The sequence below is a fragment of the Hyphomonas sp. genome, assembly GCF_016125515.1.
GTDB lineage: Bacteria > Pseudomonadota > Alphaproteobacteria > Caulobacterales > Hyphomonadaceae > Hyphomonas.
Genome location: NZ_WGLO01000002.1, coordinates 155,347 through 169,329, shown reverse-complemented (window position 1 = coordinate 169,329; position 13,983 = coordinate 155,347). Strand labels below are relative to the sequence as shown.

The 13,983-nt window shown below is 63.9% G+C and carries 14 protein-coding genes; 6 read left to right on the top strand and 8 right to left on the bottom strand.

Annotated features, from left to right (window positions below; genetic code table 11):
- Positions 1–145 precede the first annotated feature (145 nt).
- From ileS to GC148_RS02875, 5 genes are read left to right on the top strand one after another with little or no spacing between them, the layout of a single operon-like run.
- Entirely contained in the window at positions 146–3,118 is a 2,973-nt protein-coding gene (gene ileS, locus GC148_RS02895) for an isoleucine--tRNA ligase (protein ID WP_291068529.1), read from the top strand.
- A 58-nt stretch (positions 3,119–3,176) separates the two neighbouring features.
- Positions 3,177–3,695, top strand: coding sequence for a signal peptidase II (gene lspA, locus GC148_RS02890; RefSeq protein ID WP_291068528.1), 519 nt, complete (start codon positions 3,177–3,179; stop codon positions 3,693–3,695).
- 41 nt (positions 3,696–3,736) lie between these two features.
- A complete protein-coding gene (locus tag GC148_RS02885; RefSeq protein WP_291068527.1) occupies positions 3,737–4,234 on the top strand; it encodes a DUF3035 domain-containing protein in 498 nt (165 codons plus the stop codon).
- Between the two features lie 39 nt (positions 4,235–4,273).
- Positions 4,274–5,623 (top strand): pitrilysin family protein, encoded by a 1,350-nt coding sequence (locus GC148_RS02880; RefSeq protein WP_291068526.1) that lies wholly within the window; start codon positions 4,274–4,276, stop codon positions 5,621–5,623.
- Complete coding sequence (locus tag GC148_RS02875) at positions 5,623–7,053, top strand: pitrilysin family protein (RefSeq protein ID WP_291068525.1); 1,431 nt, start codon at positions 5,623–5,625, stop codon at positions 7,051–7,053. The genes GC148_RS02880 and GC148_RS02875 overlap by 1 nt, the downstream gene beginning before the upstream one ends.
- 66 nt (positions 7,054–7,119) lie before the next feature.
- On the opposite strand, the gene GC148_RS02870 is transcribed toward GC148_RS02875, so the two are convergent.
- Both GC148_RS02870 and GC148_RS02865 read right to left on the bottom strand, forming a co-directional pair.
- A complete protein-coding gene (locus GC148_RS02870) occupies positions 7,120–8,067 on the bottom strand; it encodes an NAD regulator (RefSeq protein WP_291068524.1) in 948 nt (315 codons plus the stop codon).
- The gene (locus GC148_RS02865; RefSeq protein WP_366063009.1) at positions 8,064–8,642 is read right to left on the bottom strand and encodes an HD family hydrolase; all 579 of its coding nucleotides are present in this window, start codon (positions 8,640–8,642) and stop codon (positions 8,064–8,066) included. Before GC148_RS02865 ends, GC148_RS02870 begins: the two co-directional genes overlap by 4 nt.
- Positions 8,643–8,845: 203 nt before the next feature.
- Between GC148_RS02865 and GC148_RS02860 the strand changes: the two genes are divergently transcribed.
- On the top strand, positions 8,846–8,995 hold the full coding sequence (locus GC148_RS02860; protein ID WP_291068522.1) for a hypothetical protein: 150 nt from the start codon (positions 8,846–8,848) through the stop codon (positions 8,993–8,995).
- 4 nt (positions 8,996–8,999) lie between these two features.
- Here the strand turns inward: GC148_RS02860 and GC148_RS02855 are convergent, their stop codons facing one another.
- From GC148_RS02855 to GC148_RS02830, 6 genes are all read right to left on the bottom strand, one after another.
- Positions 9,000–10,883 carry a glycoside hydrolase family 9 protein gene (locus GC148_RS02855; RefSeq protein ID WP_291068521.1) on the bottom strand — a complete coding sequence of 628 codons (1,884 nt, stop codon included), beginning with the start codon at positions 10,881–10,883 and terminating at the stop codon, positions 9,000–9,002.
- Positions 10,880–12,001 carry a beta-ketoacyl-ACP synthase III gene (locus GC148_RS02850; protein WP_291068520.1) on the bottom strand — a complete coding sequence of 374 codons (1,122 nt, stop codon included), beginning with the start codon at positions 11,999–12,001 and terminating at the stop codon, positions 10,880–10,882. The genes GC148_RS02855 and GC148_RS02850 overlap by 4 nt, the downstream gene beginning before the upstream one ends.
- A 114-nt stretch (positions 12,002–12,115) precedes the next feature.
- Entirely contained in the window at positions 12,116–12,388 is a 273-nt protein-coding gene (locus tag GC148_RS02845; protein WP_291068519.1) for a hypothetical protein, read from the bottom strand.
- Positions 12,385–12,594 carry a hypothetical protein gene (locus GC148_RS02840; RefSeq protein ID WP_291068518.1) on the bottom strand — a complete coding sequence of 70 codons (210 nt, stop codon included), beginning with the start codon at positions 12,592–12,594 and terminating at the stop codon, positions 12,385–12,387. The genes GC148_RS02845 and GC148_RS02840 overlap by 4 nt, the downstream gene beginning before the upstream one ends.
- A complete protein-coding gene (locus GC148_RS02835) occupies positions 12,591–13,172 on the bottom strand; it encodes a DNA-3-methyladenine glycosylase I (RefSeq protein ID WP_291068517.1) in 582 nt (193 codons plus the stop codon). The genes GC148_RS02840 and GC148_RS02835 overlap by 4 nt, the downstream gene beginning before the upstream one ends.
- Positions 13,165–13,983, bottom strand: coding sequence for a folate-binding protein (locus GC148_RS02830; RefSeq protein ID WP_291068516.1), 819 nt, complete (start codon positions 13,981–13,983; stop codon positions 13,165–13,167). Before GC148_RS02830 ends, GC148_RS02835 begins: the two co-directional genes overlap by 8 nt.

Genomic DNA, 13,983 nt, shown 5'->3' with positions numbered 1-13,983 from the left:
TGGCGAAGACCCTGACGATTCTGGCAATTCGAATTAGCGGCCCGGCGGCCGGCTGAAGGCTTTCTTCAGCGGTTGCCGGGTAAGCCCGTATGGCCTGAGGCCGCTCGCCCATCCCCGTTTCGCTGACGAAGACATTCGAACCGCCATGACCGATACCACTGCCGAACGCGATTACCGCGACACGCTGTTCCTGCCCAAAACCGAATTCCCGATGCGCGCCGGCCTGCCGAAGGCCGAGCCCGAATGGATCAAGCGCTGGGACGCGATGGGCCTCTATGCCAAGCTGCGGGAAAGCGCCAAGGGGCGTACGCCGTTCATCCTGCATGATGGCCCGCCCTATGCGAACGGCCACATCCACCTCGGCACGGCGCTTAACAAGATCATCAAGGACATCATTGTCCGCTCGCACCAGATGCAGGGCTTCGATGCCTCCTACCTGCCGGGCTGGGACTGCCACGGCCTGCCCATCGAATGGAAGGTGGAGGAGGAGTTCCGCTCCAAGAACCGCCCGAAGGATTCCGTGCCGGCCGACGAGTTCCGGGCCGCCTGCCGCGCTTATGCCGAGCATTGGGTGAAGGTGCAGGGCAAGGAATTCCGCAGCCTCGGCATCGAGGGCGAATGGGACAATCCTTATCTCACCATGGCCTTCGAGAGTGAGGCGATGATCGTCTCCGAATTCCTCGACATGGCGATGAAAGGCGGCCTCGTGCGCGGGGCGAAACCGATCATGTGGTCGCCGGTTGAGCGCACCGCGCTCGCCGAAGCGGAAGTGGAGTACCACGACCGGAAGGTGCCGGTGGTGTGGGTGAAGTTTCCTGTCGCCGACACGGACGCCGCTGTGGTGATCTGGACGACCACGCCCTGGACGATCCCGGCGAACCAGGCGGTGAGTTTCAACCCTGAAGTCTCCTACGGCCTCTACGAAGTGACCGACGTCATGTCGGAAGAAGAGCTGGGCTTTGCACCCTATGTGAAGCGCGGCGACAAGCTCGTCTTTGCAGACAAACTGGCGGACGATGCCCTGACCGCAGCCAAGGCGAAAAGCTGGGCGCGGGTCGATGGCGTGAACCCGTCCGATCTGCCGCCGCTTCGCCATCCGTTCCATGCGTTGTCGCCATTCTTCCAGCACCGGATCCCGATGCTCGCCGGTGAGCACGTCACGGACGATGCCGGTACTGGCTTCGTACACACGGCACCGGCCCACGGCGAAGACGACTTCGAGGTCTGGGTGGCCACCGGCCACACGACGCAGGAAATCCGCCAGATCGTCGACCCAGATGGTCGCTATACGGATGAAGTGCCCGAACCCCTCAAAGGTCTCGACATCATCGTCACGTCCGGCAAGAAACGCGGCGAGGCAGGCAAGGCGAACAACGAAGTGATCCGCCTGCTCGCCGAGAGCGGAAACCTTCTGGCGCGCGGCGTCACCACGATCCGCGATGCGCACTCCTGGCGTTCGAAGGCGCCGGTCATCCGCCGCGCCACGCCGCAATGGTTCATCGCGATGGACAAGCCGGTCCATGACGGCAAGACGCTGCGCGAACTGGCCATGAAGGCCATCTCGGTGACGGAATTCTTCCCGCCCACGGGCCGCAACCGCCTCTCCGCCATGGTCGAGAGCCGGCCGGACTGGCTGATCTCGCGCCAGCGCAACTGGGGCGTGCCGATCACCCTGTTCGTCAACGCGAAGGGCGAGCCGCACACGGCCGCTCTGCCGCACGAACAGGCCGACAAGCTGAACGCCAACATCAAGGCCGCGATCGAGAAAACCGGCGTGGACGGATGGTTCGCAACGCCGGACGCAGACTTCTTCGCCGGCACCGGCGTCTCGCCGGACGGCTGGGAGAAGGTCACGGACGTTCTCGACGTCTGGTTCGATTCCGGCACGACGCATGCCTTCGCGCTGCGAAAGCGCGGCATCATCGACAACACGGCCGGGCAGGCGGATGTCTATATGGAAGGCTCCGACCAGCATCGCGGCTGGTTCCAGTCCTCGCTGCTGGAGAGCTGCGCGACGCGCGGCATGGCGCCTTACAAAAAGGTCGTCACGCATGGCATGGTGGTCGACGCCGAAGGCAAAAAGATGTCGAAATCTATCGGCAACACGATCGAACCTGACGAGTTCCAGAAACAGTACGGCATCGAGATCCTGCGCCTGTGGACGGCCTCGGCCGACTATTGGGACGATACCCGCATCTCCGACGAGATCATCAAGGGCACGGTGGAGACTTATCGGAAGCTGCGCAACACGCTGCGCTACCTGCTCGGTGCACTTGATGGGTATACGGAGGAAGAAGCCATTGCCGCGCCCGACATGCCGGGCCTGGAACGCTTCGTGCTGCATCGCCTTGCCGAACTCGACGCTGAAGTGCGCGCTGCCTTCAAGGTATTCGACTTCAAGCGCGTGATGACGCAGATCGTGAACTTCGTGAACGTCGAGCTGTCGGCGGTGTATTTCGATGTCCGCAAGGACTCGCTCTATTGCGATCCGTCCTTTGTCACCGCCAAGGCCTGGGATGCGGACACTGCGATGTTTGGCAACCGCCGCCGCGCCGTGCGCACGGTGATGGCCGCCGTGATGGAGCGTCTGCTTGCCTGGCTCGCGCCGGTAATGCCGTTCACCACCGATGAGGCGTTTGGCGAAAGCCACCTCAAGGCCGCCGCGTCGTCCGTCCACCTGCTGCTCTTCCCGGAGACCCCGGAGACATGGCGCGACGCGGCGCTCGCCGCACGTTGGGAGAAGATCTTCAAGGTGCGCCGGGTCGTGACCGGCGCGCTGGAAGTGGAGCGCCGAGAAAAGCGGATCGGCGCCTCGCTGGAAGCGAGCCCCGAAGTGGTCATAGCCGACAAGGCCCTGATCGACGCCTTCGCGGGCGAGGATGCCGGTGACCTGTTCATCACGTCCGGTGCGCGTCTGGTCGAGGGCAGCTCGGCGCCGGCCGGGGCCTTCGCGCTCGAGGATACGCCCGGCATCTGGGTCGTGCCGAAGAAGGCTGCGGGGGTGAAATGCCGCCGCAGCTGGAAGTATTTCGACCCGGCTGACGCCGATCCGTCGTTTGCGGGCATCACACCGCGCGATGCCTTGGCCGTGAAGGCCTGGGACAAGGTCGCCGGATAGGGGCCTCAGGTGCACAGAAGCGCTTGATCCCCCCGCCTCGGTCTGCAATCTCAGCCGCATGAAACTGGCGACCCAATCGGCCTGGCCCTTCTTTCTGGTACCCCTCGTGGTGCTGGCCGATCAGCTATCCAAGTGGAGCGTGCTGGCCGAGCCGCGCCTGAATGCCCTGAATTGCCTCAACGGCATGGAATATTGCGGCCGGATCGTCGTGCCCGGCCCGCTGGACCTGACGATGACCTGGAACCGGGGGATGAGCTACGGCCTGTTCCAATCGGATGGAATCGGCCGCTGGATCCTGGCGGGCGTGATGCTGGCCATTGCACTCGGATTCCTCGTCTGGCTGGTCCGGGCGGAAGGGCGCTGGCTGAAACTGGCGCTGGCGCTGGTCATCGGCGGGGCCTTCGGCAACCTGATCGACCGGGTGCGCTTTGGCGCTGTGGTCGATTTCATCGATGCCAACGGGCTGTTCTTCCCCTGGATCTTCAACGTTGCCGATGCGGCCATCAGCGTCGGCGCGGTGCTTCTCTTTGTCGACCAGTTCTTACTTTCGCGGCCAAAACAGGCTAACAACCTGTAACATTGGCATTCTGCCCTCCAGAAACGGACCCGCTCCAGCTCATGAAGAAATCCCACCTGATCCTCGCCGTCGGCGCCGCGCTTGTCGCCACATCGGCTTGCACGTCTTCGGGCAACAGCAACGGCTCGACCCCGAATGAATTTCGCGTTGTCACCAAGGCGCCGCTCAGCGTGCCGCCGGAATACAGCCTGCGTCCGCCGGGTGCGGGCTCGACCACGCCGGCCGAAGTGGCCGCCGCTGAAACCACCGTGACGACCGCGTTCGGCGCCGAGTTCGGCAAGAATGCCAGTGCCTCGGAGAAGGCCCTCGTGGCCGCCGCCGGCGCCAATGCGGCCAACCCGGCTGTGCGCGCGCAGGTCGATTACGAGGAATCCAAAACGATCCGCAAATCGGCCAGCATCGGCGACCGCATCCTCTTCTGGCGCAAGGACAAGCCGGAAGATGCAACTTCGGCCGCGACCGACAATGCAACAGGTGACCAACCGGTGACCATCGAGCGCACCAATGGTGGCCCGCGTATCCGCCTGCCGGGCACCTGAGCCCCGCAAGCCCAGCAAGACAAACCCAGGAGGACGCCCATGAAACGGACCCTCGCCGCAGGGCTGTTTGCCCTGTTTGCTTCCAATGCCATGGCGGAGGAAGCCGCTTGGGCACCCTCCACCTTCACGCTGAGCAATGGCATGGAGGTCGTGGTGATCCCCGATCACCGCGCGCCGGTCGTCACCCACATGGTCTGGTACAAGGTCGGCGCGGTCGATGAGGCGCCGGGCAAGTCCGGCATCGCTCACCTGTTCGAACACGTGATGTTCAAGCAGACCAAAAATATCGGCCCTGAAGAGTTCACGTCGATCGTCCAGCGTTCAGGCGGCCAGCTCAATGCCTTCACCAGCTGGGACTACACGGCCTATTACGAGCGCGTGGCGAAGCCACAGCTTGGCAAGATGATGGAGCTCGAAGCCGAGCGGATGGTGAACCTGCTGATCGACGACGATCCGAAGGGCCCTTTCATTTCCGAGCGCGACGTCGTGAAGGAAGAACGCCGCCAGCGCATCGACAACAATCCGAACGTGATCCTGCAGGAGAAGGTGCTCGGCGCATTCTGGAAGGGGCATCCCTACGAGATCACCGTGATTGGCAAGATGGACGAAGTCGCCGCGCTCACCCCGCAGGACGGCCTCGAATTCTACCATCAGTATTACAGCCCTGAGAACGCGATCCTCGTGGTTGCAGGCGACGTGACGCCGGACGAGGTGCGCACCCTGGCCGAGGCGAATTACGGCGCTATCCAGCCGACCGGCACCGCGAAGTCGGAACGCAAATGGCAGCTGGTTGCCCCGCTCACCGAGACGCAGCTGATCGTGCATTCCGATCCCAAAGTGCGCCAGCCCGTCTGGAGCCGCTACTATCTCGGCTACTCGCAGCGCCGCCAGCCGGAAAACGCGCTCGCACTGGATGTGGGGCTCGAAATCCTTGGCGGCGGCATGACCAGCCGGCTCTACCAATCGCTGGTCGAGCAGCAGCAGGTCGCCATTTCGGCCAACACCTATGCCTGGACGACATTGCACGATGAAGGCCCCGCCGTGATCAGCGCCAGCCCGGCGCCTGGCATAGATCTCGACACGCTCGAGACCGCCGTGATGACGGAAGTCGAGAAGGTCCTCGCCGAAGGCTTCACCGAAGAAGAAGTCGTGCGGGCCCGCAACAAGCTGGCCGCAGATGCCATCTACGGCCGCGACAGCCAGTCCGGCATGGCCAACACGTTCGGCAGCTGGCTGGCCATCGGCGGCTCGGTCGACGACATCCTGACCTATCCAGACCAGGTGCGCGCCGTGACGCCTGAGGCCGCTTTGGCGGCGGTGCGGTCGGTGTTCGCGCCCGAAAAACACTATATCGAAGCCCAGCTGCTGCCCGGCGAAGGAGACCTCTGATGCGCAAGTCCAGATTTCTTGTCGGGGCCGTTGCTCTTTCGGCACTGGCCGGCTGTTCAACCGTACACGGATGGGTGCACGAAAATTTCCACAAGACCGAAGCGGCTGCACCAGAAACGGTGGCGCCGGCCGAGCCGGAAATGGTCGTGGCCGTCCACACGGGCGAATTCGCCACGGTCCAGCAATTCGTCACGCCGGGCGGCGTGTCGGTCTGGCTTGTCTCGGAGCCGTCGATCCCGATCCTCGCTGTGCAGATGGCCTGGAAGGGTGGCACCGCGTCCGATCCGGACGGCCTTGAAGGCCTCAGCGAGTCGGTCACCTACAGCATGAACGAAGGCGCCGGCGATCTCGACTCGCTCGCGTTCCAGACGGCGATGGAAGACCTCAATATGAGCTTCGGCTGTTCGGTCGAATCGGAGTGGACCAGCTGTTCGGTGTCCTCGCTCACCGCCAATGCCGGTGACGCCATGGCGCTCGTTGCGGCCGCGTTTGCAGCGCCGCGGTTCGATGAAGGCCCGTATGAGCGCTTCATCCGGGAGGAGGAAGTCGGCCTTCAGACGCGTGAGACGAATGCCGGTTACCTTGCCTGGCGCGCCGCCTCGCAAGCTCTGTATCCGGATCATCCGTTTGCGCGCGAAATCTCGGCCGAAAGCCTTGAGGCCCTCACACCCGAACTCGCCCGTCAGCAGATGCGCGCGCTGATGACGAAAGATCGCCTCATCGTCACCGCTGTCGGCGCCATCACGCCGGAAGAACTGGCACCGCTGATCGATGAGGTTGCCGCCGGCCTTCCCGAGACGAGCACCTTGCCGGATGTTGCGCCGGTCGATCTTGCAGCCGCGCCGGTGGTCGAGGTCGTCGTCGACCTGCCGCAGCCGCAAAGCCTCGTGCGTTTCATGGGGCCGGGCATCGACCGCAACAATCCGGATTTCTTCCCCGCCTATGTGCTGAACTACACGTTCGGCGGTGGCGGCTTCGAAAGCCGCCTGATGAAGACGCTCCGTGTCGAGAAGGGTCTCACCTATGGTGTGTCGACCAGCCTTGATCCGAACCCGTCCTTCCTCACCTGGTCAGGCGGCGGCCAGACCAAGAACGAAAGCGCCGGCGAATTCATCGCAGGCGTCAAGGATGAGATGAACCTCCTGATCGAGGCCGGTGTCACCGCGCAGGAATTGTCGGACGCGAAAGCCTATCTCACCGGCTCCTATCCGCTCGGTTTCGATTCGAACGCCAAGATCGCCGGCCAGATGATGAACGTGCGCCAGGAAAATCTCGGCGTCGACTACTTCGACCGCCGCAACCTGCTGGTGGACGCTGTCACGCTTGAAGACGTGAACCGCGTGGCGAAGGCTTATCTCGACCCGTCGCGCTATTCCTTCATCATTGTGGGCGCGCCGCAGGGATTGGAAACGGCCGCATCGGCTAAATGAACCCGGCGCCGCACGGCGCCGTCAAACCAACAGTACCGCGCTGACCTGACCGGTCAGCGCGGTGTTTCAGTCTGGTGACCGGCGCGGCGTTGTCAGGCCGGGCGCCGAGATGCTGCTGGCGTGATCGCGCCGGAAGGTAAACAGCTCGGCTGGCCGGCCGCCCGTGCCGGTTTCCATCTGTCCGGTGCCCGCCACCAGCTGCGCCTTGTCCAGCGCGCGGCGGAAGTTCTGCGTGTGCAACTGCAGCCCGAGAATGCCTTCGACCGAGCGCTGCAAGGCGGACAGCGTGAACCGGTCCGGCATCAGTTCGAACACGACCGGGCGGTATTTGATCTTGCCGCGCAGGCGCGTCAGGCCGGTTGCCAGGATCCGCCGGTGGTCAGATGCCATGCTTGCGCCGAGGCGGACGCCCGTATCAGGAAGGCCGGCATCGCGCGTGCACTCGGCCACCAGGCCGGCCTCGTAGAGCAGCTCGTAGCGCTCCAGGACACGTTCTTCGATCCAGCGCGCGCCATTCAGGCCGAAGGCGAGGCGGGCGCGCTCCAGGCGTCCCGGATTCCCGGCGGCCCAGGTCTTCAGGCGCGGCGCGATCTCGGCATCGAGAATGGGTGGGCGCCGGGTACGATGATCTTCCCACGGAAAATAATGGTACCAGTCCTGCCACCGCGCATCGAACGAGGCGCCGGCGGGGCGCGCTTCGGGTGTCAGGGCGAGATAGCCGACCGAAATCACGCGCGAATCGGTCGGTGTGTCGGTCAGCGTGGCTTCCGGCGTATCGCGGTCCTTGTCGCCGAATGTGTAAAGCTGCTCGACATAGCCGATCTCGAAACCGGTCTGTTCACGCACCCAGCCGCGCAGCGACAGGTCGAAGGTCCGGTGGTTGACGGGGTCGAACGGACCGAATGGCAGGGAATCCTCGCCGCTCGGCCGGCGGCTGACCAGCACGTGCGGCTCGCCGTCCTTGAGCGCGACCATCACGGCCGAAAGACCGATCAGCAAGCGGGGCGAATTCATCGGGCAGACTCCTGCGCGGCCATCACGGCCTGGATTTCAGTGAACCGCTTTAGGAACAGCGCCTGCGCTTCGGTCGGCGGCAGGGGGGTGAGTTTCACGCGCCAGCCCTCGGGCGGTTCGCCGAAGAAGCCGGTCGCCTCGGCCTGAGTGAACCCGGCGAGTTGCACGGCCTCATACCAGGCACAGATATTGTCCGCGCGCTTGATGATCTTCTTCAGCGCCGCCGGCGTGGTGGCCCGGATGCCGAACCGGATGTGCACCGCCTCCTGCAGCCGCGCCTCAACACCCTTGTAGCTCTCGCCCAGCAGCGCCTTGAAGGGCGAGATCATGTCGCCGATCACATATTCCGGGCTGTCGTGCAGCAGGGCCGTCATCCATTCGGCCGCGCCGAGGCTGGGTTCCAGCTTGCGAACGAACCGTTCCACCACCACCGAATGCTCGGCGACCGAAAAGGCGTGTTCGCCGCGCGTCTGCCCATTCCAGCGCGCCACCCGGGCCAGGCCGTGCGCGATGTCCTCGATCTCGATATCCATCGGCGACGGGTGTGCCAGGTCCAGCCGGCGGCCGGACAACATCCGCTGCCAGACGCGGGGCGGCTTAACAGATCGCTTCACGTAGGTCCTCCATCCGCACATCCTTAAGTGATTGGTAGCACGGGTAAACAAATGACGGCGATCCGCTTACACTCTCGCCCCATTGCGGACACCGTTTCCAAATGCGCCATTAAGGCGTTTCGCGCATACAGAGCCCGAGAAAACAAAAAAGAGCCCCGAAGCCCATGCTAGATGCCCTCATCCACTTCTTCTCCGGTCAGTCCTTCGCCATGCTGATGTTGGGGTGCGGTACGTTGGTCGTGGTTGTGGAAGCCGTCCGGGCCAGCCGCCGGGCGCTCTGGGGCGACCTCTTTACGGAAGACTTCGAAGAGTAGGGCGTCAGTCCACGAAATTGGCCAGCAGCCGCAGATAAGCGGCCTGATAGGCGTTTGAATTCTCGGTGATCTGCCAGGAATTCAGCGGCCAGCCATCATCGAAATCGAGATAGGATTTCAGCGGCGGCTGCCGGTAGGGCGGCGACGGCGGAGCTTTTCCACAGGCCGCATTCGACGCCGCATTGCCGCATTTGTCGGGGCAGCAGGCGTCCCACTCATAGGACGGGTTCGGCCCGCCAACGAGGAAGCCCGGGATCGGCGTTTCCGTGTGCCAGCTGCGGTAATATTCACCCACCGACGATTCGGCGCCAAACGCGCCCATATTGGTGAGATAGACTTTCCCCATCGGATTGGCGCCGTGCAGGTAGTGCAGGTAGTCCAGCGCGCGGGCCGTATAGGCGGCGGCGTCGCCCGGGCTGGCGGACAGGCGCGCCGCATCGAGGTATAGCGCGCCGGTGCGGGCCATCACATGGTTGCTGCCCCAATGCAACGCATCGACCGGCACGCCGTAGCCTTCGCCGCCGTCCAGCGTCAGGCGGTCCTGGAAGACCAATGTCAGATAGGTGAGCATTTCAGGCGGGGTCTCGGGCCGGCGCGCGAGCAGCAGCGCCGCATCCTGCGCCTCGTACCGGTAGGCATCGACCTGGCCGGACTGCATCAGCGACGTCTTCGCGAGGGCTGCGTCCATCGCGGGCACGATCGCGGTGTCGCCGGTCAGGGCGTAGACATAGGCGGCGGCAGCAAAGCGTTTGATGTTCAGGTATTCCTTGTCGGCCTCTTGCTGACCCGCGCCCAGCCCTTCAGAACCGGTCGACCGGTCATTGTTCAGGAATGTGACCGACGGATGGCCCTCCGCCCAGGTCCAGGCTGAAACAGCGGCCTCCCGAAGGCGCGCGGCATAGTCCGCATGACCCGGTGCAGGACTGTCGCCGAACACAAGGGCGGCAAAGGCGAACGTGGCAGCTGCCGACAGCGTGGCTGAGGTGCTCGCCGGTCCATAGCGGCTTGGGCCGGTGGCCGCCGAGGGTGGGTTCGCAGTGTCGCGGCCCAGGATGGACAGTACCGATCCATCGGCGTTCTGCATCCGCAGCAGCCAGTCGAGCCCCCACCTGGCCTCGTCCAGGATGTCCGGCACCGCATTGCCGCTTTCGGGAATACCGAAATCATCGCCCCACACGTCCGGGTTTTCCAGATAGGACATCAACAAGGTGCGGCACTGGTCTGCGGTCCAGTTCGTGTACTGATTGTAGTCGCCGGCGTCATACCAGCCGCCATGCAGGTCGCGCGCGGTTCTTGCATCATCCGGGGCTGAGTAGAGCCGGGCCTCGGTATCCTGGCCCGGGCCAATATGGCTGGCCGCATCGGTCCAACCGGCGCCCGCCAGCGGTTCGGTCTTCGCAAATCCGGCACGCTGGTAATAGAACGTGCGAAAGGCTTCGCGAAGAACCGGCCTGTAGACATCGTCCGACACCTTGAAGGCGCCGGAGGCTTCAGAACCGTCGCCGGAGGTCACGAAATAGTCGCCCGGCTCGGAGATGCGCGAGATGTCGAGCTGCCAGACCTGATCACCCGACATCGCATCCACCGGCTTGTTCTCGCTCGCATCAAGAGCAAAGGACCGAACGGCTTCGTCCGTATCGGCGCGGCGCACATAGTAGGTCAGGCGGGGCAGCCGCGACCAGGCTGTGTCATAACCCTCGCGCGGTTGACGTATACGGACAATCTTGGGATCATCGGGGCGATAGCCGAACTGGTCAAGCACGATTGGGAGGGCAGGCACCGCATCGGCAGGGCCGGCACGTGCCTCAGCCGGGTCTGACTTCGGGCTGCTACAGGCGGCAAGGCCGGTCAGGCAGAAGGCTGCCAACCATGCCGCCCGGCGGATCATTCCGACCGCTCGACGAATACTGTTCCGGCCGAATAGCCCGCGCCAAACGAACAGATCAGGCCGCGCTCTCCGGGTTTGAAATCTGCCGAGTGCTTGTGGAATGCGATGATCGATCCAGCAGAGGACGTATTCGCATAAGTGTCCAGCACGGTCGGGCTTTCGTCATCGCTGGCCTCGCGGCCGAGCACCTTTGTGGCGATCATCCGGTTCATGTTCGCATTGGCCTGGTGCAGCCACATGCGGCGCAGGTCCGGCGCGGCCATGCCGAGCTCACCCATGTGCGCATTGATCATCTCGGCCACCATCGGCACGACTTCCTTGAACACCTTGCGGCCTTCCTGGAGGAACAGCTTGTCCGGCGCGCCAATGCCTTCCGGCGCGGCGCGGTTCAGAAAGCCGAAATTGTTCCGGATATTGTTCGAGAACTGGGTTTTCAGTTTCGTGCCGAGGATTTTCCAGTGCCTGGCGGGCGCAACGTCTTCCGCTTCGATCAGCACGGCCGTGGCAACGTCACCAAAAATGAAATGGCTGTCGCGGTCCGTGAAGTTGAGGTGCCCGGAGCAGATCTCGGGGTTCACCATGAGCACGGATTTCGCATGGCCGGCGCGGATGAAATCGGCGGCTGTCTGGATGCCGAACGTGGCCGACGAGCAGGCGACATTCATATCGAAGGCAAAACCCTCGATGCCGAGCGCCTGTTGCACCTCGATGGCCATTGCGGGGTAGGCGCGCTGCATGTTGGAGGCCGCGCAGATCACCGCATCGACATCCTCAGGCGCGCGGCCGGCCGCTTTCAGCGCATCACGCGCCGCAAACACGGCCATCTCGGCCAAGATCGAAATCTGGTCGTTCGGCCGCTCCGGAATGCGCGGAGCCATTACGTAGGGGTCGATCACGCCTTCCTTGTCGACGACGAAGCGCGACTTGATGCCCGAGGCTTTCTCGATGAATTCGACCGAGGAATGGGTCTTTGGTTCCATCAGGCCGGATTTGATCTCGGCCTCGTTTTCGCGGTTCCAGGTGTCGGCCCAGGCATTGTAGCTTGCCACGAGTTCGGCATTCGAAATCGAATGCGGCGGGGTCCAGAGGCCGGTGGCCGAAATGACGGGGTGGGTCAAAGGGGGATCTCCGTTTGCGCAGCGTCAAAGCGGCCAGCGCAGTCTTGGGTGTCTTGTCTGTACGTATGCTCTAACCTGCGTTCCCCGCGCCGCCAAGCATCTACGGACGCAGGCTCAATGCCGGTTCTTGGGATCGCCATACACCTCACGGGCAAGTTCGCGCTCATCGGCGGCCTTTGCAGCCTCCTCCAGACGCGCGTTTTCCTTCGCTCTGGCTTCGGCATACCCCGCCATCACATCGGCCCGGCAGGCCTTGCGGCTGGCTTCGTCGCCGATCCGGTCGCACTCGGCCAGCGCCGCGGCGTCGGCCCGGTCCTGCCAGGTCTGGCACCCGGTCAGCGCGGCGGACGCCAGCACGCCGCCGGCCGCCAGCAAGGCTCTGATCATCTCGGCGGCTTCCGGCTGGCTTCGCGTTTCACCGACAAGCTGACATCTGCGACGACGTTCTTCATGCAGGCGTCGCGTTCGGCCTCGGTCGGCTTTTGTGCGCAGGCTTCAACCGGATTTGCGTAGGCCGCCGATGGCTCACTCGTCTGGCAGCCACCAACGGTTGTCATCAGAGCCACGCCTGCCAGAAACAGTATCTGCTTCATTTGATCTTCCTCACCTCCCTGTGCCGTGGGCAGCTTACCTCATGGTCATTGACCATGCCAACTGCCTGCGCCCATGCATAGACAATTGTCGGGCCCACGAACTTGAATCCGCGCTTCTTCAGGTCCTTCGACATGGCCACCGACCAGTCCGTGAAAGTCGGCGCCTGGCGGAAATCCGTCCATGCCCCGACGATCGGCTTTCCGCCGACCCATTCCCAGCAATAGTCCGCGAAGTCTTCGCCCCGGTCCATCATGTCGAGATAGACCCGCGCATTGCCGATCACCGCTTCGATCTTCTTGGCGCTGCGGATGATTCCGGGATTTTCCATCGCCTTCGCGATGCGTTTGCCGGTCCAGCGCGACAGCCGCTGCGGATCCAAATTGTCGAATTCCTCGCGGATGGACTCGCGCTTGCGCAGGATCGTGATCCAGCTCAGCCCGGCCTGCATGCCGTCCAGCTGAAGCTTTTCCCAAAGCGCGCGCGGGTCGCGTTCAGGCACGCCCCATTCGGTGTCATGATAGTCGCGGTAGAGCGTGTCGCTCACCGGGGCCCAGCCGCAATAGGGCGTCTCACTCATTGGCCCCGGCCTCCATCAGGCTCGCCAGTTCCGCGATCAGCCAGGGCGCGCCCTCGATCTCGGCCGGTGCGCCGCCGGCTGTGACGGCCTGCTTTGCCTTGACCGACTGGGCAAACCGGTCGGTCCGGATCAGCGCTAAGCCTTCATCGCCGGCCACACTGGTCACAGTGCCCAGAAGGCTCTCGCCCGCGCGCACTTCCGCGCCCGGCGCCAGCGCGCTGCCGCGCAGCTGTACCGTCCGTTTGCGGATCAAGGCCTTGCGTTTCATCCGGCTCGCCACTTCCTGGCCGACAAAGCAGCCTTTCTTGTAGTCGATGCCGTGCATCAGATCCATGTTCACGTCGGTCGGGAACACTTCTGCGGCGCGGTAGTCGCGGCCCCATTCGGGCACGCCCGCCGCGATGCGCTTTTTCTCGTAGAGCGCCGGATCAGTTTCTCCGGTGACGTCAGACACGGGCGCGACGCTGCGCCAGAACAGGAGCGCGCTGCGGGGATCGTCATCGCCCGACTCGCCGGACACGGCCGCCAGTGTCTCGTCACGCGAAATCTCCACCGCCGAGCGCAGCCGGAACATCTTCAGCCGTTTCAGCAAGTCGTCGGCCGCATCCTCGTGCACATCGATCTGCACGCCGTCAGCTGTGCGGTGGGCGATATAGTCCGCGATGATCTTGCCCTGCGGCGTCAGCAGCGCGCCATAGCGCGCCTCGCCTTCGGTCCAGTCGGCCACCGTATGCGTCACCGTCCGCTCGAGCAGGGCGAGCGTGTCGGGCCCGGTCAGGGTGAGAATGGCGCGGTTTGGCAGGCGGTGCAT

What these genes read in the sequence shown, in the direction of transcription:
- GC148_RS02865 (WP_366063009.1), bottom strand. Translation starts at nt 8,642, where the DNA reads ATGTTGTCCGGCCGCCGGCTGGACCTGGCACACCCGTCGCCGATGGAT.
- GC148_RS02845 (WP_291068519.1), bottom strand. Translation starts at nt 12,388, where the DNA reads ATGATCAGAGCCTTGCTGGCGGCCGGCGGCGTGCTGGCGTCCGCCGCG.
- GC148_RS02885 (WP_291068527.1), top strand. Translation starts at nt 3,737, where the DNA reads ATGAAGAAATCCCACCTGATCCTCGCCGTCGGCGCCGCGCTTGTCGCC.
- GC148_RS02835 (WP_291068517.1), bottom strand. Translation starts at nt 13,172, where the DNA reads ATGAGTGAGACGCCCTATTGCGGCTGGGCCCCGGTGAGCGACACGCTC.
- GC148_RS02880 (WP_291068526.1), top strand. Translation starts at nt 4,274, where the DNA reads ATGAAACGGACCCTCGCCGCAGGGCTGTTTGCCCTGTTTGCTTCCAAT.
- GC148_RS02875 (WP_291068525.1), top strand. Translation starts at nt 5,623, where the DNA reads ATGCGCAAGTCCAGATTTCTTGTCGGGGCCGTTGCTCTTTCGGCACTG.
- lspA (WP_291068528.1), top strand. Translation starts at nt 3,177, where the DNA reads ATGAAACTGGCGACCCAATCGGCCTGGCCCTTCTTTCTGGTACCCCTC.
- GC148_RS02870 (WP_291068524.1), bottom strand. Translation starts at nt 8,067, where the DNA reads ATGAATTCGCCCCGCTTGCTGATCGGTCTTTCGGCCGTGATGGTCGCG.
- GC148_RS02830 (WP_291068516.1), bottom strand. Translation starts at nt 13,983, where the DNA reads ATGCACCGCCTGCCAAACCGCGCCATTCTCACCCTGACCGGGCCCGAC.
- GC148_RS02855 (WP_291068521.1), bottom strand. Translation starts at nt 10,883, where the DNA reads ATGATCCGCCGGGCGGCATGGTTGGCAGCCTTCTGCCTGACCGGCCTT.
- GC148_RS02840 (WP_291068518.1), bottom strand. Translation starts at nt 12,594, where the DNA reads ATGAAGCAGATACTGTTTCTGGCAGGCGTGGCTCTGATGACAACCGTT.
- GC148_RS02860 (WP_291068522.1), top strand. Translation starts at nt 8,846, where the DNA reads ATGCTAGATGCCCTCATCCACTTCTTCTCCGGTCAGTCCTTCGCCATG.
- ileS (WP_291068529.1), top strand. Translation starts at nt 146, where the DNA reads ATGACCGATACCACTGCCGAACGCGATTACCGCGACACGCTGTTCCTG.